This is a genomic window from Streptomyces sp. NPDC012827 (assembly GCF_042900905.1).
Taxonomy (GTDB): Bacteria; Actinomycetota; Actinomycetes; order Streptomycetales; family Streptomycetaceae; genus Streptomyces; species Streptomyces gulbargensis.
Genome location: NZ_JBIBBY010000010.1, coordinates 63,476 through 87,661 on the forward strand (window position 1 = coordinate 63,476; position 24,186 = coordinate 87,661).

Annotated in this window: 21 protein-coding genes; 12 read left to right on the forward strand and 9 right to left on the reverse strand. The window is 77.2% G+C overall.

Going from position 1 to position 24,186, the window contains the following annotated elements; genetic code table 11:
- Positions 1-96 precede the first annotated feature (96 nt).
- On the forward strand, positions 97-633 hold the full coding sequence (locus ACFY60_RS22065) for an isochorismatase family cysteine hydrolase (protein WP_388613408.1): 537 nt from the start codon (positions 97-99) through the stop codon (positions 631-633).
- Here the strand turns inward: ACFY60_RS22065 and ACFY60_RS22070 are convergent.
- The 8 genes from ACFY60_RS22070 to ACFY60_RS22105 all read right to left on the reverse strand — a co-directional run bounded on the left by ACFY60_RS22070 (position 623) and on the right by ACFY60_RS22105 (position 9,313).
- Entirely contained in the window at positions 623-1,531 is a 909-nt protein-coding gene (locus tag ACFY60_RS22070; RefSeq protein WP_388613406.1) for a cytochrome c oxidase assembly protein, read from the reverse strand. The genes ACFY60_RS22065 and ACFY60_RS22070 overlap by 11 nt on opposite strands.
- Positions 1,528-2,019, reverse strand: coding sequence for a DUF2243 domain-containing protein (locus tag ACFY60_RS22075; RefSeq protein ID WP_388613404.1), 492 nt, complete (start codon positions 2,017-2,019; stop codon positions 1,528-1,530). The genes ACFY60_RS22070 and ACFY60_RS22075 overlap by 4 nt, the downstream gene beginning before the upstream one ends.
- 199 nt (positions 2,020-2,218) lie before the next feature.
- A complete protein-coding gene (locus tag ACFY60_RS22080) occupies positions 2,219-3,079 on the reverse strand; it encodes a hypothetical protein (RefSeq protein ID WP_388613402.1) in 861 nt (286 codons plus the stop codon).
- Complete coding sequence (locus ACFY60_RS22085; protein WP_388613400.1) at positions 3,079-4,356, reverse strand: VWA domain-containing protein; 1,278 nt, start codon at positions 4,354-4,356, stop codon at positions 3,079-3,081. The genes ACFY60_RS22080 and ACFY60_RS22085 overlap by 1 nt, the downstream gene beginning before the upstream one ends.
- 129 nt (positions 4,357-4,485) lie before the next feature.
- Positions 4,486-5,469, reverse strand: a complete 984-nt coding sequence (locus tag ACFY60_RS22090) for a Rieske 2Fe-2S domain-containing protein (RefSeq protein ID WP_388613398.1) — start codon at positions 5,467-5,469, stop codon at positions 4,486-4,488.
- A gap of 605 nt (positions 5,470-6,074) precedes the next feature.
- Positions 6,075-7,649 (reverse strand): phytoene desaturase family protein, encoded by a 1,575-nt coding sequence (locus tag ACFY60_RS22095; protein WP_388613396.1) that lies wholly within the window; start codon positions 7,647-7,649, stop codon positions 6,075-6,077.
- Entirely contained in the window at positions 7,636-8,109 is a 474-nt protein-coding gene (locus ACFY60_RS22100) for an SRPBCC family protein (protein ID WP_388613394.1), read from the reverse strand. Before ACFY60_RS22100 ends, ACFY60_RS22095 begins: the two co-directional genes overlap by 14 nt.
- 151 nt (positions 8,110-8,260) lie before the next feature.
- A complete protein-coding gene (locus tag ACFY60_RS22105; RefSeq protein ID WP_388613392.1) occupies positions 8,261-9,313 on the reverse strand; it encodes an SDR family NAD(P)-dependent oxidoreductase in 1,053 nt (350 codons plus the stop codon).
- 498 nt (positions 9,314-9,811) lie between these two features.
- Here ACFY60_RS22105 and ACFY60_RS22110 point away from each other — a divergent pair, with 498 nt between their 5' ends.
- The 10 genes from ACFY60_RS22110 to ACFY60_RS22155 all read left to right on the forward strand — a co-directional run bounded on the left by ACFY60_RS22110 (position 9,812) and on the right by ACFY60_RS22155 (position 21,623).
- A complete protein-coding gene (locus tag ACFY60_RS22110) occupies positions 9,812-10,780 on the forward strand; it encodes an NAD-dependent epimerase/dehydratase family protein (RefSeq protein WP_388613390.1) in 969 nt (322 codons plus the stop codon).
- An 80-nt stretch (positions 10,781-10,860) separates the two neighbouring features.
- Positions 10,861-12,603: a carbamoyltransferase gene (locus tag ACFY60_RS22115; RefSeq protein WP_388613388.1), complete on the forward strand. Its 1,743-nt coding sequence runs from the start codon at positions 10,861-10,863 to the stop codon at positions 12,601-12,603.
- Positions 12,600-13,712: a glycosyltransferase family 2 protein gene (locus ACFY60_RS22120; protein ID WP_388613386.1), complete on the forward strand. Its 1,113-nt coding sequence runs from the start codon at positions 12,600-12,602 to the stop codon at positions 13,710-13,712. Before ACFY60_RS22115 ends, ACFY60_RS22120 begins: the two co-directional genes overlap by 4 nt.
- Complete coding sequence (locus ACFY60_RS22125) at positions 13,709-14,581, forward strand: D-glycero-alpha-D-manno-heptose-1,7-bisphosphate 7-phosphatase (RefSeq protein WP_388613384.1); 873 nt, start codon at positions 13,709-13,711, stop codon at positions 14,579-14,581. Before ACFY60_RS22120 ends, ACFY60_RS22125 begins: the two co-directional genes overlap by 4 nt.
- Positions 14,578-15,777 (forward strand): glycosyltransferase family 9 protein, encoded by a 1,200-nt coding sequence (locus ACFY60_RS22130; protein WP_388613382.1) that lies wholly within the window; start codon positions 14,578-14,580, stop codon positions 15,775-15,777. Before ACFY60_RS22125 ends, ACFY60_RS22130 begins: the two co-directional genes overlap by 4 nt.
- A 60-nt stretch (positions 15,778-15,837) precedes the next feature.
- Positions 15,838-16,800: a glycosyltransferase gene (locus ACFY60_RS22135; protein WP_388613380.1), complete on the forward strand. Its 963-nt coding sequence runs from the start codon at positions 15,838-15,840 to the stop codon at positions 16,798-16,800.
- Complete coding sequence (locus ACFY60_RS22140) at positions 16,800-18,044, forward strand: glycosyltransferase (RefSeq protein WP_388613378.1); 1,245 nt, start codon at positions 16,800-16,802, stop codon at positions 18,042-18,044. Before ACFY60_RS22135 ends, ACFY60_RS22140 begins: the two co-directional genes overlap by 1 nt.
- A gap of 92 nt (positions 18,045-18,136) precedes the next feature.
- Positions 18,137-18,859, forward strand: coding sequence for an SIS domain-containing protein (locus ACFY60_RS22145; RefSeq protein ID WP_388613376.1), 723 nt, complete (start codon positions 18,137-18,139; stop codon positions 18,857-18,859).
- Positions 18,856-20,283, forward strand: a complete 1,428-nt coding sequence (gene rfaE2 / locus ACFY60_RS22150; protein WP_388613374.1) for a D-glycero-beta-D-manno-heptose 1-phosphate adenylyltransferase — start codon at positions 18,856-18,858, stop codon at positions 20,281-20,283. Before ACFY60_RS22145 ends, rfaE2 begins: the two co-directional genes overlap by 4 nt.
- Positions 20,280-21,623: a glycosyltransferase family 9 protein gene (locus ACFY60_RS22155; RefSeq protein ID WP_388613372.1), complete on the forward strand. Its 1,344-nt coding sequence runs from the start codon at positions 20,280-20,282 to the stop codon at positions 21,621-21,623. Before rfaE2 ends, ACFY60_RS22155 begins: the two co-directional genes overlap by 4 nt.
- A 29-nt stretch (positions 21,624-21,652) precedes the next feature.
- Here the strand turns inward: ACFY60_RS22155 and ACFY60_RS22160 are convergent, their stop codons facing one another.
- A complete protein-coding gene (locus ACFY60_RS22160; RefSeq protein ID WP_388613370.1) occupies positions 21,653-23,116 on the reverse strand; it encodes an MFS transporter in 1,464 nt (487 codons plus the stop codon).
- A 326-nt stretch (positions 23,117-23,442) separates the two neighbouring features.
- Between ACFY60_RS22160 and ACFY60_RS22165 the strand changes: the two genes are divergently transcribed.
- Positions 23,443-24,183: an SDR family oxidoreductase gene (locus ACFY60_RS22165; RefSeq protein WP_388613368.1), complete on the forward strand. Its 741-nt coding sequence runs from the start codon at positions 23,443-23,445 to the stop codon at positions 24,181-24,183.
- Positions 24,184-24,186: the final 3 nt, after the last annotated feature.

Here is a 24,186-nt window from a genome sequence, read left to right on the forward strand (position 1 = left end):
TCCGGATGCGGGCCACCGTCCGGGGAGGTAATCCGGGAGACGGGGGAAGGCGGAGGAGAAGGAAGTGACGGAGGACCGGAAGAGGCGGAGGCAGCCATGGCGCACTCGGCGCTCCTCGTGATCGACATGCTGAACACGTACGAGCACGAGGACGCGGACCTGCTCGTGCCGTCGGTGAAGGAGGCGATGCCCGCGATCACCGACCTGTTGCGGCGGGCCCGGGAAGCAGGCGTGCCGGTCGTCTACGCCAACGACAACTTCGGCCAGTGGCGCTCCCACCACGGGGAGATCCTCGACATGGCGCTCGCGGGCCGCCACCCCGAACTGGTCGACCCGGTCCGGCCCGACGAGGACGCCCTCTTCGTCGTGAAGGCGCGCCATTCGGCGTTCTACGAAACCCCGCTCGGCTACCTGCTCCACTCCCTCGACGTGACCGATCTCGTGCTCACGGGCCAGGTCACCGAGCAGTGCGTCCTCTACTCGGCCCTGGACGCGCACATCCGCCACCTGCGGGTCACGGTCCCCCGGGACGCGGTCGCCCATATCCACGAGGACCTGGCGGAGGCGGCGCTGCGGATGATCGAGCGGAACATGAACGGCCGGATCGAGGACGCGGCCGACATCACCTTCTGAGTCCGTACGGCGGTACCGTCCCGACGGGCCGGCCGGCGGCTCCGGTGTGCCGGGCCCCTTCCCGTCGGGCCGCCACGGCCGTGCCCCGCCCCGCGCGCGGGCCCGTCCGGTGCCGCCGTGCCCACGCGCGCCCCGTGGCCGCGTACCAGGTGCCCGCCAGGACGACGGCCAGCGCGACCTCGACCAGATCACCGCCGTAATACATGACCTGGGCCCCGGTGCGCAGGTCGGCGGCGGTGAAGGCGGTGCCGGGGGGCGCCGCCGCGTACAGGCTCTTGGCGAGAACGGCGTGCGCGGCTCCGGCGGCCAGCAGGGTCGCCCCGCGCAGCGCCGGGCTCCAGCGGCGGCGCACCGGGTCGAGCTGCGTGACGGAGAAGGTGAACAGCAGCCCGGCGGCGAGGACATGGGCCTGCATCAGGGCGTGCGGCCACGGGAGGTGGCGCACGGCGGCGAACAGCCCGGTGCGGTGGAGCAGCCACAGCCCCCCGATGTCGATCACGGCCGCCAGCGGCGGGAAGAGGAGAAGGCCCACCCCGGGGGAGTGTGCCAGGGTGAGGAGGCCTCCGCGCCCGGCACCGGGAGGCAGGGCGCGCAGGACGAGGGTCAGCGGGCGGGCGAGGACGAACAGCAGCGGGGCCGCCATGCCCACGATCAGGTGCTGCACCACATGGGCGGTGAAGGGGCCGCCCGGCAGCGGGCCCGCCGCCGCCCACGCCAGGGCCGTACCGCCGGAGGTGAACGACGCGTCGCGCCACCTCGACCAGGCGTCCCCGCGGCGCCGCAGGCGGGCCGCGCCCGCCGCGTAGGCGGCGACCGCCGGTACGCAGGCCGCCGCGGCGACCAGTCCCGCCAGGTCCGGGGCCCCGGCCGTACCGGGGTGCGCGTGCGCGAGGATCACACCACGGCCCCGGCCCGGTCCCGGCGGGCCGCGCGGACGGCCAGGGCCACGCCGGTCAGCAGCAGGACCAGACCGCAGGCGTTCCACGCCCAGTCGTAGGGGGTGACGTCCACGCCGTAACGGATCTGGTGCAGGCGCAGCAGTTTGTGGTCCACGACGCCGTCGAAGAGCTGGAAGGTCCCCAGCCCCAGGAAGAAGCCGGCCCGGGCGTCGTCCCGTGCCAGGGCGCGGCGGCGGCGCAGATCGGCGAAGAGGAAGAACCCGGCGACCAGGGCGAGCAGTTCGGCGGTGTGCAGCAGCCCGTCCGACAGCAGCCCCACGGCGGGGGTCGAGCGGTCGTAGAAGTGGTGCCAGCCGAGGATCTGGTGGAAGACGATCTCGTCGACCGCGGCCGTCACGGCGACCCCGATCACGCCGCACACCACCGCCGACCTCCGCGGTTCGGGCCGTGCTTCGGGGACCGCGGGCGGGTGGGCCGGTGCGCTCATGGGGCTGCCTTCCTGACACGGACACGTCTGCTGGTCCGTACGCCTACCCCCTGGCGCCCGCGGTGTGCCCGTCCGGCCCCTCGTCCGGGTGAGACATCGGCGGGCGGGCCAGGCCCGGCCCGGAACCGGCCCCGGGCGGCGGAAGGCCCCCACCGCGGGGAGCGGTGGGGGCCTTCGGGCCGTGCGCGGTACGGGCTCGTCAGGCGCCCGGTGGTGTCCGGGCGGGCCGGCCCGAGCCACGGGTGAGGGCGTGTCCGCCCACTCCGGCGAGCGCCGCGAGCACCCCGCCGGCCGCGGTCCAGAGCCAGCGGTCCGACCACCAGGCCGAGGCCCAGCCGTCCTCCGGGGCGGCGGCCTCCACCGCCGGAGTGCGGCCGGCCGCGGTCTCGGCCTCCGCCACGTCGGCGGTCGTCGCCCCCGGCACCAGCGGGACGGCCGGAGGCCCGTCGGCGGCGTGCGCACCGCCCTCGTCCCGGACGTCCACCCCGAGGCGGGCGGTGAACGGTTGGCCCAGGTCCTCGTCGGGCAGCGAGGTCACCGTGAGCCGTACGAAGTAGCTCCCGGGCAGCGGGTCGCCGGCCCACGGGTCCGCCGCGCCCCGTACGGGCCGCAGGACGCACGCCAGGCGGACCTCCGCCGCGTCCCGCGCCGCGGCCCGGGCCTGCGTGCCGTACATGCAGGGCTGGCGCCGCCGCAGCCCGTCGTACACGTCGATCCGCCAGGTGGCGGGGCCGTGCCGCAGCGAGGCCGCGGGCAGCGTGACCGCGGCGCGCACGGTCGGGCGCTCACCGGTGTCCGCGGGGAACACCCAGTACAGGTAGTCGCCCGTGGCGGCCTGCGCCGTCGCCTCCTGCCCGGGGCGGAAGGCGGCGGCGGTACGGAAGGTGGTGCCCGCCTCCGTGGGGCCGGCCTCGGCGCCGGAACCGGGCGTCGCCGGGGTGGCGGGAGACTCCGTCCGGGCGGCGGGAGCCGCCGGGGCCGCGAGGGCTCCGGGGGCGGCCGGGCCCAGCAGGGCGGCGGCGGCCGTCACGGCCGCGCCGAACATACGCACGGTACGCATCAGTTGGACCTCCGGACGGCGACGCGCCAGCGGGACAGCCGGCCCCAGATCAGCCCGGCCAGGAAACCGGTCAGGACGAGCGCACCGAGCAGCCACCAGCCGCGGCCGAGCCCGAACGAGGCGAGGTCGGAGGCGCCGGCCGGGCCGTCGACGACGTCGACGCTCAGCTCGACGGGCATGCCGGGCGTCGTCCGTACCGACGGGGGAGCGGAGAAGGAGTTGCTGACCTGCAGGCAGACCGTCTCGGCGGCGGGCTTCACGTCGCCCGGGCCGTCGTCGTCACGCTCGGGCACGGGATGGCGCAGCCCCGTCGAGATCACGTCCGTCCGGCCGTCCCCGGCCTCCGAACCCCGGACGATCTCCCGCCCGGCGGGGGTGACAGCGCGGAGCAGGACGCCGTAGTCGCGGTGGACCGCCCGGTCCGAGGCGAGGCTGACCGAGGCGCGCAGCTCCTGGCCGGGCAGCACCTCCACCCGGTACCAGCGGTGCTGGCCGAAGGTCTCGCGGTCCGTGTACACGCCCGGCCGCAGCAGCGGCGCGCCGGCGCACCGGTCGGTGCCCCGGGTGGCGACGGGCGTCACGACCGGATCGGCGGCGCGGTCGACCAACTGGCGCACGCGGCGGGAGAGTTCCTCGGTGCGGTGGACGGAGGTGTACGTGCCTCCGGTGGCCTCGGCGATGCACGTCAGCTGCTGCCGCGTCCTGGCGTCCGGCACCAGGCCGAGGGTGTCGATGACCAGGTGGATGCCCTTCGCCGCGATCTCCCGCGCCACCTGGCAGGGGTCGAGCGGCGCGCAGGTGTCCTCGCCGTCGGTGATGAGCACGATCCGCTTGGTGGCCCCGTCGGTCCCCAGGTCGTCGGCGGCGCCGAGCAGGGCCGGACCGATCGGCGTCCAGCCGGTCGGGGCGAGCGTGGCGACGGCCGTCTTGGCCTCGGTGCGGTCCAGCGGGCCGACCGGGTAGAGCTGCCGGGTGTCCTCGCAGCCGCGCTTGCGGTCGGGCCCCGGGTAGTCGGCGCCCAGGGTGCGGATGCCGAGCCGGACCTCCTGGGGGACGGCGTCGAGCACCTCGTTGAAGGCCTGCTTGGCGGCGGTCATGCGGGACCGGCCGTCGATGTCGCGGGCCCGCATCGAGCCGCTGACGTCGAGGACCAGTTCGACCTTGGGGGATTCCTCGGCCACCGGCTCGTCGGCGGCCGCGCCCGTCGGCAGGAGCGCCGCGCCCAGGGCGGCGAGCAGCGCGCAGGCCCCGGTCGCCAGCCGTTTTCTCGTGATCATCGCCGGATCGTATTGATGATCGTCCGACAATCCAAAACGGGCTGTCCGCCCGTGAGCGCCGCCGACGGGTCGTCACCGTGCCCGGGGGTGCTCCGCCCGGCAGGCCCGGCGAGGGGCCCCGACGGACCGTCAGGCCGCTTCGCCCGACCGGTGTTCCGCGTCCTCCTCCTCCGGGGCGCGGTCCCGCGCGGCGGCCGGCTCCAGGCGGGCCTCCAGACGGCCGTTCACGACCCGCGTACGGAAGACGGGCTGGGGGGCGGTGGCCGGACCCGTCACGTTCCAGCCGTCGGAGAGGCGGAACGTACTGCCGTGCCAGGGGCAGCGCAGGCAGCCGTCCTCGACCGTTCCCTCGGCCAGCGGTCCCGCCATGTGACTGCACCGCTCGGCCAGCACGTGCACCAGGCCGTCGCCGGTGCGGACCATCACCACCGGCACCGTGCCGATCATGCCCCGCCGGGGGCGGTCCACCGGCAGATCCGTCACGTCGCCCAGCTCGTGCCAGCCGGACCCGACGAGATCCGGCACCTCCTCGGCGTGGTTCGCCCCCGCACCCAGCCGGTACGACAGGTGGCCGCCGAGCGCGCCGCCGACGGCCACGGCCGTCAGGCCCGCGAAACCCCAGGCCTTGCCGCGCCAGTGGCGCCCCCGGCACCGGGCCGACAGGGACACGGCGTAGCAGACGACCCCGGTGGTGTTGGCCACGGCGTGCAGCAACCCCACCCGCATCTGCGGGCGGCGCAGCTCCGCCCAGTCCACCCAGCCGGCGACGGCGGCCGGCGCCGCCCCGGCGAGACCGGTGGCGACGAGCGCGCGCGCCGCGCGGCGCTTTCCCGGAAGGACGTCGAGCACCGCCGCAGAGAGCCAGGCCCCGACCGGCAGCTGCACCATCAGCGGGTGCACGGGATGGCCCAGCCAGCGGCCGTGCAGCACGTCCCGGGCCCCGCCGAGGGGCAACGACCGCACCACGGATCTGACCGCGTCCGTCACGGGGTCCACGCCCTCGAACGACTCCCAGCGGTCCAGGGCGTCGAGGACCCGGCCGGGCCCCCGGGACTTGGGCAGGGCGGCCCGGAGGGCCGACACGGTTCGGGCGAGAGGGGTGAGCGTCTCCATGCCGGGCGGATTACCGGTCCGGCGCGGCGGAAACGTACGGGGCGGGCGGGGGAGCGGTTCGAGTGGCGGGCGGGAACGGCGGCGGGCGGTGCGGGCGGCCGGGTGGGGAGAGCGGCGCGGGTGGTCGCGGGTCCGGCGCGGCGCCGCCCGGGCTCGCCGCAGGCGCACCCGGCCGGCCGACCGCCGGGCGGGTGACGGGCGGCGGCAGCCGGACCGCGACGGTGGCTTCCGGGCCGTCGCGGGCTGCCGGTGGGTCCGGGTGGGCGGTGCCGGTACGGTCGGCCGACGCCGGGCGGTTCGGCGTGCCGGGGCCGGCGTCGGTGCGTTCCGTGCGGTGCCGGGCTGTTCGGTGCGGTGCCGGGCCGTTGCGGCCTCCCGGTGGGTGCCCGGCGGCCGGCGTCGGTGGGTTTCGGGCGGCCGAGGGCGGTCCGCTCCGGCCGGTGCCGGGCCGTCCCCGCGGTGCCGGGCCGCACCAGGACCGTACGGGCTTCCGCCCTCGGTCGCGGGCCACTGGTCCGTTCCGGCGGTCGGCGGTCGGCGTCGGTGCGTCCGACCGGCCGGGCGGGCCCCGTGAGCGTGGGGCCCGCCCGGGCGTCCCGCGTCCCTCAGTGCCGCCGCCACCGGGCCGCGCGCAGGGCGGCCCGGGCCGCGTTGGCGCCGGGGGCGCCGTGCACACCGCCCCCGGGGTGGGCGGTCGCCGAGGCCAGGTAGAGCCCCCGCACCGGTGTGGCGGGCCGGCCCGTGCCCGGGGTGGGGCGGAAGACCAGCTGCTGGTGCAGGGCGCTGCTCCCCTGGTTGACGGACCCGCCGACGAGCGCGGCGTTCAGGTGCTCCAGGTCCGGAGGGGCGAGCACGCGGCGGGCGAGGACGCGGTCCCGGAAACCGGGGGCCAGGCGTTCGATGCCGGCCTCGACCCGTGCCGCCAGGGCGTCCTTCTCGCGGGCGTCCCACCGCCCGCTCAGCCCGTCGTCCCCGGCGTCACCGCGCACCCGTTGCGGCACGTGGGTGTAGGCCCAGGCCGATTCGGTTCCGGCGGGGGAGCGGGTGGGGTCGGCGGTGGTCATCTGGCCCAGCACGGTGAAGGGTTCCGCGGGCACGTGTCCCGTGGCGAGCTGCGCCCCGTGGTGGGTGAGGGCGTCGAGCGAATCCGCCACATGGACGGTCCCGGCGCCGCGCGCCTGCGGCGCCGACCACGGGATCGGGCCCGACAGCGCCCAGTCGATCTTCACCGTGGAGAGGTCCCACTGGAAGCGCCGCAGGTCCGCGAGGAGCCGTGGCGGGAGGTGCGCCTCGCCCACCAGGCCGCCGTACAGCGCCGGCGCCGGCACGTCGGCGAGGACCGCCCGCCGCACCGGCGTGGCGGAGCCGTCCGCCGTGCGGACCGCCACCGCCCGCCCGTCCCGGACCACGATCTCCGTCACCCGCGCTCCGCAGCGCAGCACACCGCCGCGCGCCTCCAGACGGCGGACCAGGGCCTGTGTCAGGGCCTGTGCGCCGCCGACCGGGACGGGGAAGCCGTGGACCTGCCCGAGCATGGTCATGAGCCAGCCCAGTCCGCCGCCCAGGGCGGACTCGGGTCCGAGGTCGGAGTGGAGCGCGTTGCCCGCGATCAGGAGCGGGCCGCCCTCGCCGGCGAAGTGTTCCTCGCCGAACCGGCGGGCGGGCAGCAGCATCGTACGGGCGAGGCGCAGTCCGCCGGAGGGGCCGGTGCGCCGGACGAGGCCCAGCCCCGCGCGGACCGGGGGGAACGGCGTGAAGAGACAGCCCATCACGTCGTCCTCGACGCGCCGGTAGAGCCGGAGGAGCCGGTGCCAGGCCGGACCGTCGGAGGGCGCGAACGAGGCGAGGGAGGCGGCCGTCTCCTCCGGGTCACGGGACAGCACGGCGCAGCGCCCGTCCCGGAGCGGGTGCGCGAGGACGGCCGGCGCGTGGCTCCAGCGCAGACCGCTCCTCTCCAGGTGCAGCGCCCGCAGGACGGGGGAGGCGGCGGCCAGTGGGTAGAAGGCGCTGAACAGGTCGTGCACGTACTCCGGACGCAGCCCCCGGTCGCTGCGGACAGCGCCGCCGGGCTCGTCCTGCGCCTCGAGCACGAGTACGTCCCAGCCGGCGTCCGCGAGGAGGTTCGCCGCCACCAGGCCGTTGGGGCCGGCGCCGACGACGACCGCGTCAGGAGCGGGCACGGGACACGTCCTCCCCGGTCGGAGCGCCGGCCCGGGACTCGACGACCTCGGCGAGCCGGGCGAGCATGCCCCGGTGGCGGAGCTGGATGAGCGCGTCCAGGGCCGTGTTGTGCCAGCGGGCGGTCGGTCCGCGCAGGGGGTGCTCGTCCACGGTGACGAGGGTGTCGCCGCCCCACGGCAGCACCTCGATGGCGATGCGGGCGGTGCCCGCGCGGCCGGCGATGGATTCCAGTTCCAGCCGTTCACCCGGACGATGGATGCGGGAGATGGTCCTGCTGCGGTAGGTCACCGGGCCGAGCTTCAGCGTGAACCCCAGCGAGGCTCCCTCCTCGGGCCAGGAGCCCTCCTGTTCCCAGGAGTCATGAGTGCCGATCACCCAGCGGCAGTACTGGTCGGCGTCGCGGAGGACGGCCCACACGTCGGCCGGGGGCCTGCGGACGAGCTGGTGGCGGATGGCCATGGGGTTCTCCTCGGTGCGGGCCCGGACCCGCTGCGACCTGGCGTCGGAGCGGGGCGGGAGTCGGAATCGGGGGAGGGAGTCAGGTGCGGGTGGGACGAGGGTGATCGAGGTCGGTACGGGGGCGTACGGCTCCAGGGGGAGCGCGGTGGCATCAGGACCTGAGCCCCGCACGCGGCGCGCGCCGGCCAGCGAAGGGGGCGCGTCCGGTGGAGCGGGCGCCGAGCGCCGCGGCCGCGCCCGCGGCGGCGAGCAGCGCCGCCCGGCGCAGCGCCGTCCTGCGTCCCGCCGACCAGCCGCCGCGGAGGGCGGCCGTGGACGCGGAGGGGGCCGAGAGGATGCCCGTCGTGGAGGGAGCCGTCCCCCGCGGCGCGAGACAGCGGTGCTCGGTGACCCGGACGACGAGGGCGCGCACGAGGCCCGGCGCGAGCGCGTGCCCCCACGTCAGAAGCCGGGCGGAGGGGCCCACCACGACCCGGCGGCGCGGACGGCGGGCCGTGCGCACCACGGCCCGGGCCACGCGTTCCGGGGTGGCCGGGGGAGGCACGGCACGCACCTCCCGGCCCGTGTGGTTGGCCGCGTGCCGGAAGAAGGGGGTGTCGACCCCGGCCGGAAGGACGCTGCACACGGCCACGCCGCGCGCCCCGGCCAGAGCCAGTTCCTGGCGCAGGATGTCGTCGAAGGTCACGAGCGCGGCCTTCGACATGGCGTACGCGGACATGTAGGGGGCGCCGACCACCCCACCGAGGAGCGAAGAGACGTCGATGAGGACCCCGCTGTCCTGGCGGCACATCACCGTCAGAGCGGCGCGGGCCCCGTGGACGACGCCCATCACGTTGACGTCCAGGAGCCGGCGCACCTCCCGCGGGGGTGTTCGGTCGACGGCGCCGAGGATGCCGACGCCCGCCGCGTTGACCCAGACGTCGATCCGCCCGCCCCAGGCGAACGCCGCCTGGGCGAGGGCGTCGACCGCCTGCTCGTCGGTGACGTCGGCCGGGACGGCGAGGGCCTGGGCTGCACGGTGCGCACCGGCGCACTCCCGTGCCACCTCGTCGAGGGCGTGCGCGCTGCGCGCGGCGAGGACGACCTGCCCGCCGCGGCGCGCGAAAGCCAGGGCGACGGCCCGGCCGACACCGCTGGAGGCGCCGGTGACGACGACCACCGGACGGTCCACGGGGCGCAGCGGCCCGGTTCGGCTCCTTCTCATGCCCGGGCGAATGACCGGTTTCGCGGTGCTTCATGCGCGTGAGCCCCCTCCGACCTCTTCCGGGGGAGCGCACGACGGCCGCCCCCCGGCCGGAGCGGCGGGCGAACCCCGGACGGCAGTGGTCGGCCGCCCGCTCGCCGGAGCGTCATGCGGCCGTCCGCAACACCTTTCACCGCCGCCGCCGGGAAGCGCTTCGCGGGAGAATCCTTCGGACGCGATGAGTAGCGCTGCTCCCCGTGGGTAGCGGCCGGGGCGATGAACCGGAAGCTCGCGTTCCGGATGTTCATGCAGGCAGGAGAACGAGCCGTACCGCCACCCCGGCTCTCACCCGAACGGCGCAGCGCGCCGGGTGAGCCTCGGGAAGCGGCCCGCCTCCCCCCGGGGCAGGATGGGCCACGCGTGACAAGTCCCGCCGGTCCGTGACCGGTCAGGGCACGGCGGCACCGGCCGCCAGGAGCCGCGGCTCATCTCCCCTCACGTCCGTCTGAGGAGATCACCATGGCGATACCCCGCGCACCCCGCTGGGAGCACGCCGTCGTCACCGGCGGTTCGGGCTTCGTCGGTTCGCACCTCTGCACCGCGCTGCTCGCCGAGGGAACGGCGGTCACCTGTGTGGACGACTTCAGTACCGGCACCCCGGACAACGTGGCGCACCTGCGCGACGACCCCCGGTTCCGCCTCGTCGAGGCGGACGTCCGCCGGCCGTTCGCGCACGCCGTGGACCGGGAGCCCGACCTGGTCCTGCACTTCGCCTCGCCCGCCTCGCCGGTCGACTACCTGCGCCTGCCGCTGCACACCCTGGAGGTGGGCAGCCTCGGGACCAGGAACGCGCTCGCCCTGGCGCACGCCGCCGGCGCGCGGTTCGTGCTCGCCTCGACCTCGGAGGTGTACGGCGATCCCGAGGAACACCCGCAGAACGAGCGCTACTGGGGCCATGTGAACCCCGTGGGACCACGGAGCGTCTACGACGAGGCGAAACGTTTCGGCGAGGCGCTCACGACCGCCGACGCCTCCGCCCGGGGCACCGACACCCTGATCGTCCGGCTGTTCAACACGTACGGCCCGCGCATGCGGGGGTACGACGGCCGCGCCGTCCCCACCTTCGTCCGGCAGGCCCTCGCGGGCGAACCGCTCACCGTGGCCGGCGACGGACGCCAGACCCGCTCCCTCTGCTACGTGGACGACACCGTCCGCGGCATCCTGGCGGCCGCCGCCCACGGCATGCCGGGACCGGTCAACATCGGCAACCCCAGCGAGATCTCCATGCTCGACCTGGCCCGCTGGATCGTGGAACTGACCGGTTCCCGCTCCACCCTCCGCTTCGTGGAGCGGCCCGTGGACGACCCCGGAGTCCGCTGCCCCGACATCACCCTCGCCCGCGACAAGCTCCTGTGGGAGCCCCTCGTCCCCGCCGAGGAAGGGCTGCGCCGGACGATCGACTGGTTCCGCGGCCGCTCCGCCGACTGACCACGGCACCTCCGCGCCCCGCCGGCCCGCCCTCGCCCCGCACCGCGGCCGTACCCCGCCCCCCACCGGAAAGGCCTCCCATGCGAGTTCTCGGCATCAACGCCCTCTTCCACGACCCCGCCGCCGCCCTGGTGATCGACGGCGTCACCGTGGCGGCGGCGGAGGAGGAACGCTTCTCCCGGCGCAAACACGGCAAACGCCCCGTGCCCTTCTCCGCCTGGGAGCTCCCCGAACAAGCCGCCCGCTGGTGCCTCAGCCGGGCCGGACTGCGCCCCGCCGACCTGGACGCCGTCGTGTACGCGTACGACCCCGAACTGGCCCTCCCCGCCGAGGCCATGGGACTGAACGACCCCTGGGACAACCTCCGCCAGGCGTACGCCCGCAGTGCCCCCGGCTTCCTCGCCACCGCCCTGCCCGGCCTGGACCCCGCAGCCGTCCGCTTCGTCGGTCACCACATGGCCCACGCCGCGTCCAGCGCCTTCGCCGCCGAGGGCGCCGAGACCTCCTCCGTCCTCGTCCTCGACGGCCGCGGCGAACGCGCCTCCCACCTCGCCGCCCACCGCGTCGGGGACCACCTCGAACCCCTTCGCGCCCAGAACCTCCCCGAGTCGCTCGGCCTCGTCTACGAGGAACTCACCGACCACCTCGGGTTCCTGCGCTCCTCCGACGAGTTCAAGGTCATGGCGCTCGCCTCCCACGGCACCCCGCGCATGCTCGGCGAACTGCGCCGGTACGTGCACCCCACCGGTGACGGCGGCTTCGTCGCCCACGGCGTGCCCTGGTCCGAACTGTGCCCGCGCCGCGCCCCCGACGAGCCGTGGAACCAGCAGCACGCCGACGTCGCCGCCAGCACCCAGGCGGTCCTGGAGGAGACCCTCCTCGACCTGGTGCGCTGGCTCCACGGCCGTACCCACGACGACGTCCTCACCCTCGCCGGCGGTGTCGCCCTCAACTGCGTGGCCAACGCGCGGATCGCCCGTGAGGGACCCTTCGGACGCGTCTGGGTCCAGCCCGCCGCCGGAGACGCCGGTACGGCCCTGGGCGCCGCCCTGCTCCACTCGGCGCAGTCCGGTACGAGCCCCTCGCCGATGCCCGGCGCCGACCTCGGCCGGGACTGGAGCGACGCGGAACTGGCCAGCTGGCTGAAGACCGCGGCCGTCCCCTTCGAACGGCCGCCCGACATCGCCGTCACCGTCGCCGAGGCACTCGCCGACAACGCCGTCGTCGCCTGGTTCCAGGGCCGGTCCGAGTTCGGTCCGCGGGCCCTCGGCCACCGCTCGCTCCTCGCCCACCCGGGACACGCCGGGAACCTGGAGCGGCTCAACGACATCAAGGGACGCGAGCAGTTCCGGCCCGTGGCCCCCATGGTGCTGACCGAACGCTCGGCGGAGATCTTCGACGGGCCGCTGCCCAGCCCGTACATGCTGTTCGTGCACGACGTCGCCCCCGAGTGGCGGGACCGCATCCCGGCCGTCGTGCACGTCGACGGCACGGCCCGGATCCAGACCGTGGACCGGCGGCAGGAGCCGCTCGTCGCCCGCATGCTGGAGGAGTTCGAGCGACGCACCGGCCTGCCCGTCGTCGTCAACACCAGCCTCAACACCGCGGGCCGGCCCATGGTCGACGACCCCCGCGACGCGCTCGAATGCTTCGGCTCGACCCCCGTAGACCTCCTCGCCATCGGCCCCTTCGCCGTCCGCCGCGCCGACTTCTTCCGCGCCGGCGGCACCGACGGAACCGGCGCCAACGGCTGGTCCACCGGCAGCGGATGGGCCGGCGGCAACGGCCCCTCCGAGGGCCCCGACGAGAGCGGCCCGCGGTGAACGGCCCCGCGGAACACCCGCGTTACGCCGTCGTCGTCCCCACCCTCGGCCGGCCGAGCCTGCGCCGCTGCCTGGAGGCCCTCGCCGCCGCCCCGGGCCCAGGCCCCGCGCGCCTGATCCTCGTGCACGACCGCCCGGGGGACGGCGGGAACCCGCCGGACCTGCCCGTCCCCGAGGCGCTCCGCCCCGTCACCGTCGTGGTGCCCGGCCGCGCCCGGGGACCGGCCGCCGCCCGCAACACCGGGGCGCGCCGGGCCGGGAACGTCCCCTGGATCGTCTTCCTCGACGACGACGTCGTGCCCTCGGAGACCTGGCGCACGGACCTGGCCCGCGACCTCGCCGCGGCCCGTGCCGACACGGCAGCGGTCACCGCCCGGATCGACGTGCCGCTGCCCGGGGGGCGGCGCCCCACCGACAACGAGCGGAACACCGCCGGACTCGCCACCGCCCGCTGGATCACCGCCGACATGGCCGTCCGCACCGAGGCCCTCGACGCGGCGGACGGCTTCGACGAACGCTTCCACCGCGCCTTCCGCGAGGACGCCGACCTGGCCCTGCGCCTGCTGGCCGGCGGCTGGCACCTGGCCGAGGGAAGCCGCCGCACCACCCACCCCGCCCGCGCCGCCGACCGCTGGATCTCCGTGCGCCAGCAGGCCGGCAACGCCGACGACGTCCTCATGCGGCGCCTCCACGGCCCCGACTGGCGCGCCCGCGCGGCGGCGCCCCGCGGCCGGCTCTCCCGCCACCGCGCCGTCACCGCCGCCGGCGCCGCCGCCCTCGTCTGCGCCCTCACCGGCCACCGCTCGGCCGCCCTCGTCTGCGCCCTCGGCTGGGCCGCCGGCACGGCCGAGTTCACCCTGATCCGCGTCATGCCGGGCCCCCGCACCCGTCAGGAGATCATCGACATGATCCTCACCAGCGCGGTCATCCCCCCGGCCGCCACCTGGCACTGGCTGCGCGGCCTCGTCCTCCACCGCTCGGTCATCCCCGGCCGCCCCGCCCGCGCCCCGGCCCGCCCTCCGGCGGCCGACCGGGACCCCGGCCCCGCCGCCCCCACGGGGGAGACCCGGCGGACGGAAGGGACCGCGGCCCGACAGGAGGCGGCGTGACGAACCGGCGACGGCCCGAACGGCCCACCCCCCGTACCGACGCGCCCGAACGCGCCCCGCACGGCGCCGGGAGCGCCCCCGGCGCCCCGGCGGCGCCGGCGGGCCCCCGTACGGCCACCGCCTCCGGCCCGCCGGAGACGCCCTCCCGCAGGACCGGGCCCGCGCCCACGGTGCTCAGGACCACGGGCGGCGTCCGGATCACGGAGGAAGACCCCGCCCACGACCGGTCCGTGGAGGCCGGCGCCCCGGACGACGGTCCCTGGATCTTCGAGGCCCCGCGGGACCGGACCGCTCCCGGCCGGCCGGCCACCGGCGGACGGGCCCGGGACGGCCGCCTCCCCGACGCCGTCCTCTTCGACCGGGACGGCACCCTGATCGTGGACGTCCCCTACAACGGCGACCCGCGCCGAGTCCGGCCGCTGCCCGGCGCGGGGGAGGCGACCGCCCTGCTGCGCTCGCTCGGCGTCCCCACCGGCGTGGTGAGCAACCAGTCCGGCGTCGCCCGGGGCCTGCTGACCCGGCGGCAGGTCGCCTCCGTACGCGAGCGGGTCGACCGGCTCCTGGGCCCCTTCCCCGTCTGGGCCGTCTGTCCCCACGGTCCCGACGACGGCTGCCCCTGCCGCAAGCCCGCCCCCGGACTCGTCCTGGCCGCCTGCGCCCGGCTGGGCGCCCGCCCCTCCCGTACCGTCGTGATCGGCGACATCGGCGGCGACATGGCCGCCGCCCGCGCGGCCGGCGCCGAAGGCGTCCTCGTGCCCACCGCCGCGACCCTCCCCGACGAGATCGCCGCCGCGCCGAGGACCGCCCCCGACCTCATGACCGCGGTACGGCTCGCGCTCACCGCCCTCCCCCCGGACGGTGCCGCGTGAACGCCGCACCCCGCACCCTCGTCGTCCGCCTGGACAGCGCGGGCGACGTCCTCCTCGCCGGACCGGCCGTACGGGCCGTGGCCGCGGGCTCCTCGACCACGGCCATGCTCTGCGGCCCGGCCGGCGCGCCCGCCGCCCGGCTCCTGCCCGGCGTGGACGAGGTCCTCGTCCACGAAGCCCCGTGGGTCGGCCTCGACCCGCCGCCGGTCTCCCCGGACGCCTGCCGCGAGCTGATCGGGGCCGTGGCCGCCCGCCGCTTCGACCGGGCGCTGATCCTCGTCTCCTACCACCAGAGCCCGCTGCCCGCCGCCCTGCTGCTCCGGCTCGCGGGCGTGCCCTGGATCGGCGCCGACAGCGAGGACTACCCGGGCGCCCTGCTCGACCTGCGCCACCGGCGGGCGCCGCACCGCCACGAGGCCGAGGCCGCCCTCGACCTCGCCCGTGCCGCCGGCTTCGTACCGCCGCCCGGCGACGACGGCGCTCTGCGCGTGCTGCCCCCGCCGGACACCGGCGCCCTCACCGGCCCCGGCCCGTACGTCGTGCTGCACCCCGGCGCGGCCGTCCCCGCCCGCGCCTGGAGCCCCGACCGGGCCCGGCGCGCCGCCGAGGCCCTCCACCGGGCCGGCCACCGGGTCGTCGTCACCGGCGGCCCCGGGGAGAGGGAGCGGACGGCCGCGGTCGCGGGCCGTCACGCCCTCGACCTCGGCGGTGCCACCACCGGACTCGCCGAACTCGCGGGCGTGCTCGCCGGAGCCGGCGCCGTCGTCACCGGCAACACGGGCCCCGCCCATCTCGCCGCCGCCGTCGGCACGCCCGTCGCGTGCCTCTTCGCCCCCGTCGTACCGGCCGAACGCTGGCGCCCCTACGGGGTCCCCCACGTCCTGCTCGGTGACCAGGAGGCGCCGTGCGCGGACTCCCGGGCCCGGGTCTGCCCCGTCCCCGGCCACCCCTGCCTCGACAAGGTGCCCGACAGCGAGGTCGTCGACGCCGTGGCCACCCTGTTGCGCGGGGCACGCGCCGACCACCACCCGCCCCCCGCCGCCCCGGCCCCGCGGACGACCGTGACCGCGCCCGGACCACCGCCCCCGACCGGCGGCCCCGGACCGGGCCCGGGCTCACGGCCCGGCACCAGCCGGTCCCCGACGGTCCGTACCGCCCCCGCCGACCGCAGATCCCCCACCACCCGGAGACCGTGAACGGCCCCCAGGCCGCGCCCGCCCCGAGGCCGCGACCGGTTCGAAAGGAGCAACCGCCGCATGAACATCCTTCTGTGGCACGTCCACGGGTCCTGGACCACGGCGTTCGTCCAGGGGCCGCATTCGTACCTGGTACCCGTCACCCCCGACCGGGGCCCCGACGGGCGCGGCCGGGCCCGTACCTTCTCCTGGCCCGCCTCCGTCCGCGAGGTGCCGCCCGCCGAACTCCGTGACCTCCCTGTCGACCTGGTCGTCCTCCAGCGCCCTCACGAGGAGCGGCTCGCCACCGAGTGGCTCGGCGGCCGGCGCCCCGGGCGGGACGTCCCCGCCGTCTACGTCGAGCACAACACCCCCCGCGGCGACGTCCCCGTCAGCCGGCACCCCGTGGCCGACCGCCCCGACCTCACCCTCGTCCACGTCACCCACTTCAACCGGCTCCTCTGGGACAACGGCACCACCCGCACCGCCGTCGTCGAACACGGCATCGTCGACCCCGGCCACCGCTACACCGGGCACCTGCCCCGCGCGGCCGTCGTCGTCAACGAACCCGTACGGCGCGACCGGTTCGTCGGCACGGACCTGCTCCCCGCCCTCGCGGAGGCGGCGCCCCTGGACGTCTTCGGCATGCGGACCGAAGGCCTCGCCACCCACCTCGGCCTCCCCGAGGACCGCTGCCGCACCGCCGACCTGCCCCAGGCGCGGCTCCACGACGCCATGGCGGAACGCCGCTTCTACCTGCACCCGATCCGGTGGACCTCGCTCGGACTGTCCCTCCTGGAGGCCATGCACCTCGGCATGCCCGTCGTCGTCCTCGCCACCACCGAGGCCGTCGAAGCCGTACCGCCCGGCACCGGGACCCTCTCCACCCGACCGGAGGAACTCGCCCGGGCCGCCCGCCACTACCTCGCCGAGCCCGAGGCCGCCGCCGCGGACGGCGCCCGCGCCCGGCAGGCGGCCCTCGAACGCTACGGCCTGAAACGCTTCCTGGACGACTGGGAGCGCCTCATCACGGAGGCATGCTGATGACTTCCCATCCCCTGCCCGCCCCGGCGCCCCTCTCCATCGCCCTCGTCTCCGAGCACGCGAGCCCGCTCGCCACGCTCGGCGGCGTCGACGCGGGAGGCCAGAACGTCCACGTCGCCCAGCTCGCCGCCGGCCTCGCCGACCGGGGACACCACGTCACCGTCTACACCCGCAGGGACGACCCCGCCCTGCCGGTCGTCGCCCCGCTGCGGCCCGGCGTCCTCGTGCACCACGTGCCCGCGGGACCGCCCGAGCCCGTGCCGAAGGACGACCTCCTGCCGTACATGGACGCCTTCGGCCGGTACCTCGCCCGCCAGTGGCGCACCCGGCCGCCCGACGTGGTCCACTCGCACTTCTGGATGTCGGGCCTGGCCACCCTCCGCGCCACCCGGATCGCCGGGCTGCCGTTCCTGCACACGTACCACGCCCTCGGCACGGTGAAGCGGCGCCACCAGGGCGCCGCCGACACCAGCCCGCCCACCCGGATCGCCCACGAGACCGACGTCGGCCTGGGCTGCGACCGGATCGTCGCCACCTGCCGGGACGAGGTCGAGGAACTGGCCGCCATGGGCATACCCCGCGCCAAGGCCGACATCGTGCCCTGCGGCGTGGACCCCGTCGCGTTCCGGCCCGACGGCCCGGCCGCCCCCCGCGGGCCCCACCGCCACCGCCTGCTGCACCTCGGCCGGCTCGTGCCCCGCAAGGGCGCCGCCGTCTCCGTCGCCGCCCTCGGCAGGCTCCCCGGGACCGAACTCGTCATCGCCGGCGGCCCGCCCGCCGACCGGCTCGACACGGACCCCGAGGTCCGGCGCCTGCGCGCCCTCGCCGAGGAGACCGGTGTCGCCGACCGGGTCCGCTTCACCGGCGCGGTACCGCCCGCCATGGTGCCCGTGCTCATGCGCGGCGCGGACGTGGTGCTCTGCCCCGCCGACTACGAGCCCTTCGGCATCGTCCCGCTGGAGGCCATGGCCTGCGGCCGGCCCGTCGTCGCCAGCGCCGTCGGCGGCCAGCTCGACTCGGTCGCCGACGGCGTCACCGGCCGCCTCGTCCCCGCCGGCGACGCCCCGCTCCTCGCGGCGGCCGTACGGCTCCTGCTCGCCGACCCCGCCCTGCGCGCGCGGTACGGCCGGGCCGGCCGGCGGCGCGTGCTCGAACGGTTCTCCTGGTCCCGCGTGGCCGCCGCCACCGAACGGTCCTACCGGGCCGTCGTCGCCGCGCAGGCGCCCCTCGCCGGAGCCCTGTGACCCGCCCCCTCCGGGGCGGCGGGCACACCCGGCGCCCCGCCCGGACAGCCGAAGGAGGTGCGGCCGGACCACTCGCGTCGCGGCCGGACACCATGACCGAATCACGGACGTACGAGGAAGCGCGCCGCCACTGCCGGTCCGTGTGCCAGGCCGTCGAGCGGCTGTACGAGGACGACCTCGGGCGGCTCGCCCGATGGGGCGAGAGGCTGGCCACCGCCCTGTCGGCCGGGGCGCGGCTGCTCGCGGCCGGGAACGGCGGCAGCGCCGCGCAGGCCCAGCACCTCACGGCCGAGCTCGTGGGGCGCTATCAGGGGGAGCGGCCCGCGTTCTCCGCCCTGTCCCTGCACGCGGAGACGTCCAGCGTCACGGCCATCGGCAACGACTACGGATTCGAGCAGGTCTTCGCCCGGCAGGTCGCCGCCCATGGCAGGGCCGGGGACGTGCTGCTGCTCCTGTCGACCTCCGGCCGCAGCCCCAACCTGCTCTCCGCCGCCGTCACGGCCCGCTCCCGGGGCGTGACGGTCTGGGCCCTGACCGGAGCCGCCCCCAACCCGCTGGCGGAGGCCGCCGACGACGCCCTCCGCGTCACCGGCGCCACCACCGCCACCGTCCAGGAGACCCACCTGGTCGCCGTCCACCTGCTGTGCGAGTTCTTCGACGCGGCCGTGGCCGAGCGGGCGGCGCGGGAGGCGGGCGCGGGCCGGGGGACCACCGCCCGGGCCCGGGCCGCCGCCCCCGCCGGTACGGCCGCCGTGGCCGACGGGGTGCCCAGCCGGGAGGAACCCCCGTACGCCTTCTTCGGAGGAGCCTCATGAACCGCGGACCGCTCGTCGTCGTCGGCGACCTCCTGCTCGACGAGGACATCGAGGGCGAGGCCACCCGCCTCGCACCCGACGCCCCCGCGCCCGTCGTCGACATCGCCCGGGTCCGCCGCAGGCCCGGCGGCGCGGGGCTGGCCGCCCTGCTCGCCGCCCGGCACGGCGGGGAGGTCGTCCTCGTCGCCGCCGCCGGCCCCGGCGACCACGAGGACGGCGCCCGCGCCCGCCGGGCCCTCGGCGACCGGGTCCGCCTCGCCGGCCTGCCCCTCGACGGCACCGTGCCGGTGAAGACCCGCGTCCTCGCCGGCGGCCGGCCCCTCGTCCGGCTCGACCGGGGCGGCGGCACCCCCGGCTCCCCGGACGCCGGGGTGTTCGACGCCCTCCGCTCCGCGCGCGCCGTCCTCGTCTCCGACTACGGGCGGGGCACGGCCGACGTGCTGCGCACCGCCCTCGGCGCCCTGGCCCACAAGGTCCCGGTCGTCTGGGACCCTCACCCACGCGGCGGGCCGCCCGTCCCCGGCACCCGCCTCGCCACCCCGAACGCGGGCGAGGCGGCCCTCTTCAGCCGCCTCCCGGGCACCTCCCTGCGCGCCCACGCCGACCGGGGCGCCGACCTCGCGGCCCGCTGGGAGGCCACCCACGTGGCCGTCACGCTCGGGGCGCGCGGCGCCCTGCTCACCCGGGCCGACGCGGCCGCCCCCCTCTTCGTCCCGGCGGTCCGCGCCACCACGGGCGACCCCTGCGGCGCGGGCGACTGCTTCGCCGCCACGGCCGCCGCCGCGCTCGCCGACGGCGCCCTGCCGGAGGAGGCGGTGGAACGGGCGGTCGCCGCGGCCGCCGCCTTCGTCGCCGCCGGCGGCGCGGCCGCCGTCGGCGCCACCGACGGAGCCCCCGCCGACGGCACCGCCCGCACCCCCGACCCGGCGCCGGACGGGGACGCCACCGCCCTCGTCCGCCGCGTCCGCGCCCGGGGCGGCACGGTCGTCGCCACCGGCGGCTGCTTCGACCTCCTGCACGCCGGACACGTCCGGCTCCTGGAGAGCGCGGGCCGCATCGGCGACTGCCTGATCGTCTGCGTCAACTCCGACGCCTCCGTGGCGCGCCTGAAGGGCCCCGGGCGCCCGCTCACCCCCCTCGCGGACCGGATGCGCGTCCTGGCCGCCCTCGCCAGCGTCGACGCGGTCCTCGCCTTCGACGAGGACACCCCGGAACGGCTCCTCGCCACCCTGCGCCCCGACGTCTGGGTCAAGGGCGGCGACTACACACCCGACGAACTCCCCGAGGCGGAACTCCTGCGCAGCTGGGGCGGCCAGACGGTGGTCCTCCCGTACCTCGACGGCCGCTCCACCACCTCGCTCGCCCACCGCGCGGCCCGTTCGGCACACACCCCGGCCCCGGCACCCCCTCCGGCGACCCGATGAACCCGCGCACCACGCCCCCGGGCGGTACGGGATCCGGCCACTTTGCCCAGGAACCCGCCACCGGCACCGCCGACCGCCACCCCGGACCGGACCAGGTCGGCGCGAGCCGTCCCGTCATGGCCGCGCCGGGTACGGAGGCGACGACCACCGGCCCCGCCGGCCGCGCGAGGGGCCGGTCGGCCCTGGCCGGCGAAGACCGCGCCCCGAACACCGGCCTCCGTGCCGGTGGGACCCGCACCGGCCGTGCGGGCGACGAGCCGGACCCGGACGCCGGGAGCCGTACCGCCTCCGTCGGTCACCGCGGCGGTGAGCCGGCCCGGGCCCGTGGGGGCCGCGCGGTCAGGGAAGGGCCCGGCCGTCCGGTCGTGCTCGTGCTGCGCGCGCTCGGGCTCGGGGACCTCCTCACCGCCGTGCCCGCGCTGCGCGCGCTGCGCCGGGCCCTGGCCGGGCACGAACTGGTCCTCGCCGCCCCGCCGGAACTCGAAGGAGTGGCGCGCGCCACCGGCTGCGTCGACCGGCTGCTGCCGGCCGCGGGGCCCGGACGAGCCGTGCCCGACGCTCTCCCGGCGGAGGCCCGGCGCCCGGACCTCGCCGTGAACCTCCATGGCAGCGGCCCCGCCAGCCACCGGCTGCTCGCCTCCCTCGCCCCCCGGCGGCTCTGGGCCTTCCACCACCCGGAGCTCCCCGGCCTGGAGGGCCCGCCCTGGGACCCGTACGCCCACGAACGCCACCGCTGGTGCGCCCTGACCGCCTGGTACGGCTGCCCGGCGGACCCCGACGACGTACGGATCACCCCGCCCGGCACCGCCTCCCCCGCGCCCGGCGCGGTCGTCCTGCACCCGGGCGCGCAGGCGCCCGCCCGCCGATGGCCGGTGGCGCGGTTCGCCGCCGTCGCCGCCGCGCTCCGCCGCGCGGGCCTTCCGGTCGTCGTCACGGCCGGTCCGGGCGAGGGGCCCCTGGCCACGGCGGTCGCCGCCCAGGCGGGGCTGCCTCCGGCCGCCGTGCTCGGCGTGCCCCGCCCCCTGGCCTTCGACGCGCTGTGCGGGCTCGTCGCGCATGCCCGCTGCGTCGTCGTCGGGGACACCGGGCTCGCCCATGTGGCCACCGCCCTCGGCACCCCCTCCGTGGTGCTGTTCGGGCCGGTCGCCCCTTCGCTGTGGGGACCGCCCGACAACGGTCTCCACCGCGTCCTCTGGCGCCCCTCCCGAGGCGACGACACCGCCCGCTCGGGCGATCCGCACGCCGGCCGCCCGGATCCCCGGCTGCTGCGGATCACCCCCGGGGACGTCCTGGACGCGGTCCACGCCCTGCTGCCCGCCACGGCGGGAGCGGGCTCGTGACGCGCGGCCCGGGCGTCCGCACGCACGCCTCAGACAGCGGCTTCGAGCTCCGCCGGGACGCCGGGACGTCCGTCCGCCGCGGCCCCGCCCCGCGCCGGGAGCCCCGCCCCGACCCGTACGGGAACGGTGACCGGGACCGGCACGGGAACCGGGACCGGTTCCCCGGCGGCGCTCCGGCGGCCGTGCAGGAACGTTCCCGCCGTGATGGCCGCCGCGACGACCAGACCGCCCGTGACGAGCGCCCCGCGCGCGCCGAGCACCTCCATGAGCAGGCCCAGGGTGGGCGGCGCGGCCAGACCCCACAGGGTGCGGATGCTGTTCCAGGCGCCGAGCACCCGGCCCCGCATCCGGGGCGGCGGGTCGGTCTGCAGCAGGGTGTTCTGCGCGGTGTCCCCGACGGACTCGGCCACGGCCATCGGCAGGGCCAGCACGACCAGGAAGGCCAGGCTCGGGGAGACGCCCGCGAGCACCTGGAGCAGGGCGCCGCCCGCGGTGAGCAGCGCCACGAGCCGCACGCGCGGCGCGCGGAGCCGCGCACCGAGCACCGCGCCGGCGATGCCGCCGACGGCCAGCGCCGTGGAGACCGCGCTGAAGGAACCGGCGCTCCCGGCGAGCGGACCGGTGACCAGGACCGCGAGCGTCAGCGAGTAGTTGCGGCCGAACAGCGCGCTCACCGCGTTGAGACCGGCCAGGGCGACGAGCCGGGGCCGCTTCGCGAAGAAGACCAGACCGCCCCGGACGCTGGTGTCCGCCTCCTCGGGGGTGAGCGGCGCGCCGTCCCCGTCGGGAGCCGAGCCCTGGGGCCTGAGCAGGGTGAGGAAGGGGATCACGGCGGCCACGAAGAAGAACGAGACGCCGTTCGCCAGGTAGGCGGCGGCGGTGCCGAGCGTGGCGACGGTGACACCGGCGAGCGCGGCGCCCGCCAGTCGGCCCGCGCTGTGGGCGAGCGACCCCACGCCGATGGCGGAGGGCACGTCGCGCGCGGGGACCAGGTCGTTGCCGAGGAGCGCGCAGGCCGGCCCGTCGACGGTGGCGACCAGGCCGGTCAGCACCGCGAGCCCGATGAGGACGGGCAGGTTCAGCTGGTCGAGGGCGACGAGCGCCGCCGTGGCCAGGGCCACCAGGCCCAGCACCACCTGGGCGAGCGCCGCGGTGAGCTTCCGGGGCCAGCGGTCGACGGCCGCGCCGCCGAGCAGCCCCATCAGGAGGCCCGGGGCGGCCTGGGCGGAGATCGACAGACCGGCGGCCGCCGGGGAGCCGGTGATCTGCAGGACCAGCAGGTTCTGCACCGTCAGCTGCATCCACGTACCGGTGTTGGAGACGAGGTGGGCCACCGCCCACCAGCGCATGCTGCGGTGGCGCAGCGACCGCCACGGGGAGCGCTCACCGGGGGGCGACCCACCGTCTCCGGCGGGCCGGGGGGACGGGACGGCGGGCCGGGACGTGACCGGGCGCACGAGGGACAGGGACAGGGGCTTGTGGAAGGAAGGCACGAGAACACCGGGGGGCGCGCCCCGGGCACGGGCACGGGGGAGGCGGGAGTACGACGGGCGGGGGCCCGGTCCGGGCCCCGGGGCCGCGGCGCGGTCGGAGAGGGACGGGCGTGGGCGGGGTGCGCCCGGCGACCCATCGTGGCAGACGGTTCCCGGGAAGCGGCGACGCCCCGGCGCGCCCCCCGCGGACGGGGCCCACCGGCCCGCCCAACTCCCGTGCCCGGCAAGGCCGTCGGCCTTCGCGTGGGCTTGCTCACACAGCGGCGCCCACCGGGGCGCCACCACCCGTTCCAGCGACCCGGGAAGCCCGGGGAGAAGAGGTACCGATGAACAGCGTGACGAAGATCGACGGGGGACAGGCTCTGGTCACCGGAGGCGCCAGCGGCCTCGGCGCCGCGATCGTCCGCAGGCTCGCCGCGGCCGGCGCGTCCGTCCTGGTCGCCGACGTGCGCCAGGAGGCCGCCAAGGAGCTGTGCGAGAACCTGCTGGCCGAGGGCCGGCAGGCCCGGCCGGTCCCCCTGGACGTCCGCGACCCCGAGGCCGCGGCCGAGCTCTTCGGCGATCTCGACACCACCGGCCAGACCCTCGACGTCCTGGTGAACTGCGCGGCCGTCGACGTCACCAAGCCGGTCACCGAGCTCACCGCGGAGGAGATGAGCCGCGTGGTGACCACCGACCTGCTCGGACCGATGTACCTGTGCCGGGAGGCGTACCGCCGGATGGTCGCCCGGGGCGGCGGCCACATCGTGAACATCCTCTCCACGGCCGCGCTCCGCACCTGGACCGAGGCCGGCCCGTACTCCGCCGCCAAGTCCGGCCTGCGCGCCTTCACCCACACCCTCTTCAAGGAGGCCCAGCGCGACTGCCCCGGCATCGGCGTCACCGGTGTCGTCGCGGGCGGCATGGAGACCCCGTTCATCATGGAGCGCTTCCCGGAGACGGACGTCGCGCTCCTGCAGAGCCCCGACATCGTCGCCGACGCCGTGATGTACGCCCTGTCGGTGCCCGCGGGCAGCGCCGTCGCCGAGCTCGTCGTCGTCCCCCGGCGCGAGGTCTCCTGGCCGTGACCC

What these genes read in the sequence shown, in the direction of transcription:
- ACFY60_RS22135 (WP_388613380.1), top strand. Translation starts at nt 15,838, where the DNA reads ATGAACATCCTTCTGTGGCACGTCCACGGGTCCTGGACCACGGCGTTC.
- ACFY60_RS22080 (WP_388613402.1), bottom strand. Translation starts at nt 3,079, where the DNA reads ATGCGTACCGTGCGTATGTTCGGCGCGGCCGTGACGGCCGCCGCCGCC.
- rfaE2 (WP_388613374.1), top strand. Translation starts at nt 18,856, where the DNA reads ATGAACCGCGGACCGCTCGTCGTCGTCGGCGACCTCCTGCTCGACGAG.
- ACFY60_RS22100 (WP_388613394.1), bottom strand. Translation starts at nt 8,109, where the DNA reads ATGGCCATCCGCCACCAGCTCGTCCGCAGGCCCCCGGCCGACGTGTGG.
- ACFY60_RS22085 (WP_388613400.1), bottom strand. Translation starts at nt 4,356, where the DNA reads ATGATCACGAGAAAACGGCTGGCGACCGGGGCCTGCGCGCTGCTCGCC.
- ACFY60_RS22145 (WP_388613376.1), top strand. Translation starts at nt 18,137, where the DNA reads ATGACCGAATCACGGACGTACGAGGAAGCGCGCCGCCACTGCCGGTCC.
- ACFY60_RS22140 (WP_388613378.1), top strand. Translation starts at nt 16,800, where the DNA reads ATGACTTCCCATCCCCTGCCCGCCCCGGCGCCCCTCTCCATCGCCCTC.
- ACFY60_RS22115 (WP_388613388.1), top strand. Translation starts at nt 10,861, where the DNA reads ATGCGAGTTCTCGGCATCAACGCCCTCTTCCACGACCCCGCCGCCGCC.
- ACFY60_RS22155 (WP_388613372.1), top strand. Translation starts at nt 20,280, where the DNA reads ATGAACCCGCGCACCACGCCCCCGGGCGGTACGGGATCCGGCCACTTT.
- ACFY60_RS22090 (WP_388613398.1), bottom strand. Translation starts at nt 5,469, where the DNA reads ATGGAGACGCTCACCCCTCTCGCCCGAACCGTGTCGGCCCTCCGGGCC.
- ACFY60_RS22110 (WP_388613390.1), top strand. Translation starts at nt 9,812, where the DNA reads ATGGCGATACCCCGCGCACCCCGCTGGGAGCACGCCGTCGTCACCGGC.
- ACFY60_RS22105 (WP_388613392.1), bottom strand. Translation starts at nt 9,313, where the DNA reads ATGAGAAGGAGCCGAACCGGGCCGCTGCGCCCCGTGGACCGTCCGGTG.
- ACFY60_RS22075 (WP_388613404.1), bottom strand. Translation starts at nt 2,019, where the DNA reads ATGAGCGCACCGGCCCACCCGCCCGCGGTCCCCGAAGCACGGCCCGAA.
- ACFY60_RS22065 (WP_388613408.1), top strand. Translation starts at nt 97, where the DNA reads ATGGCGCACTCGGCGCTCCTCGTGATCGACATGCTGAACACGTACGAG.
- ACFY60_RS22165 (WP_388613368.1), top strand. Translation starts at nt 23,443, where the DNA reads ATGAACAGCGTGACGAAGATCGACGGGGGACAGGCTCTGGTCACCGGA.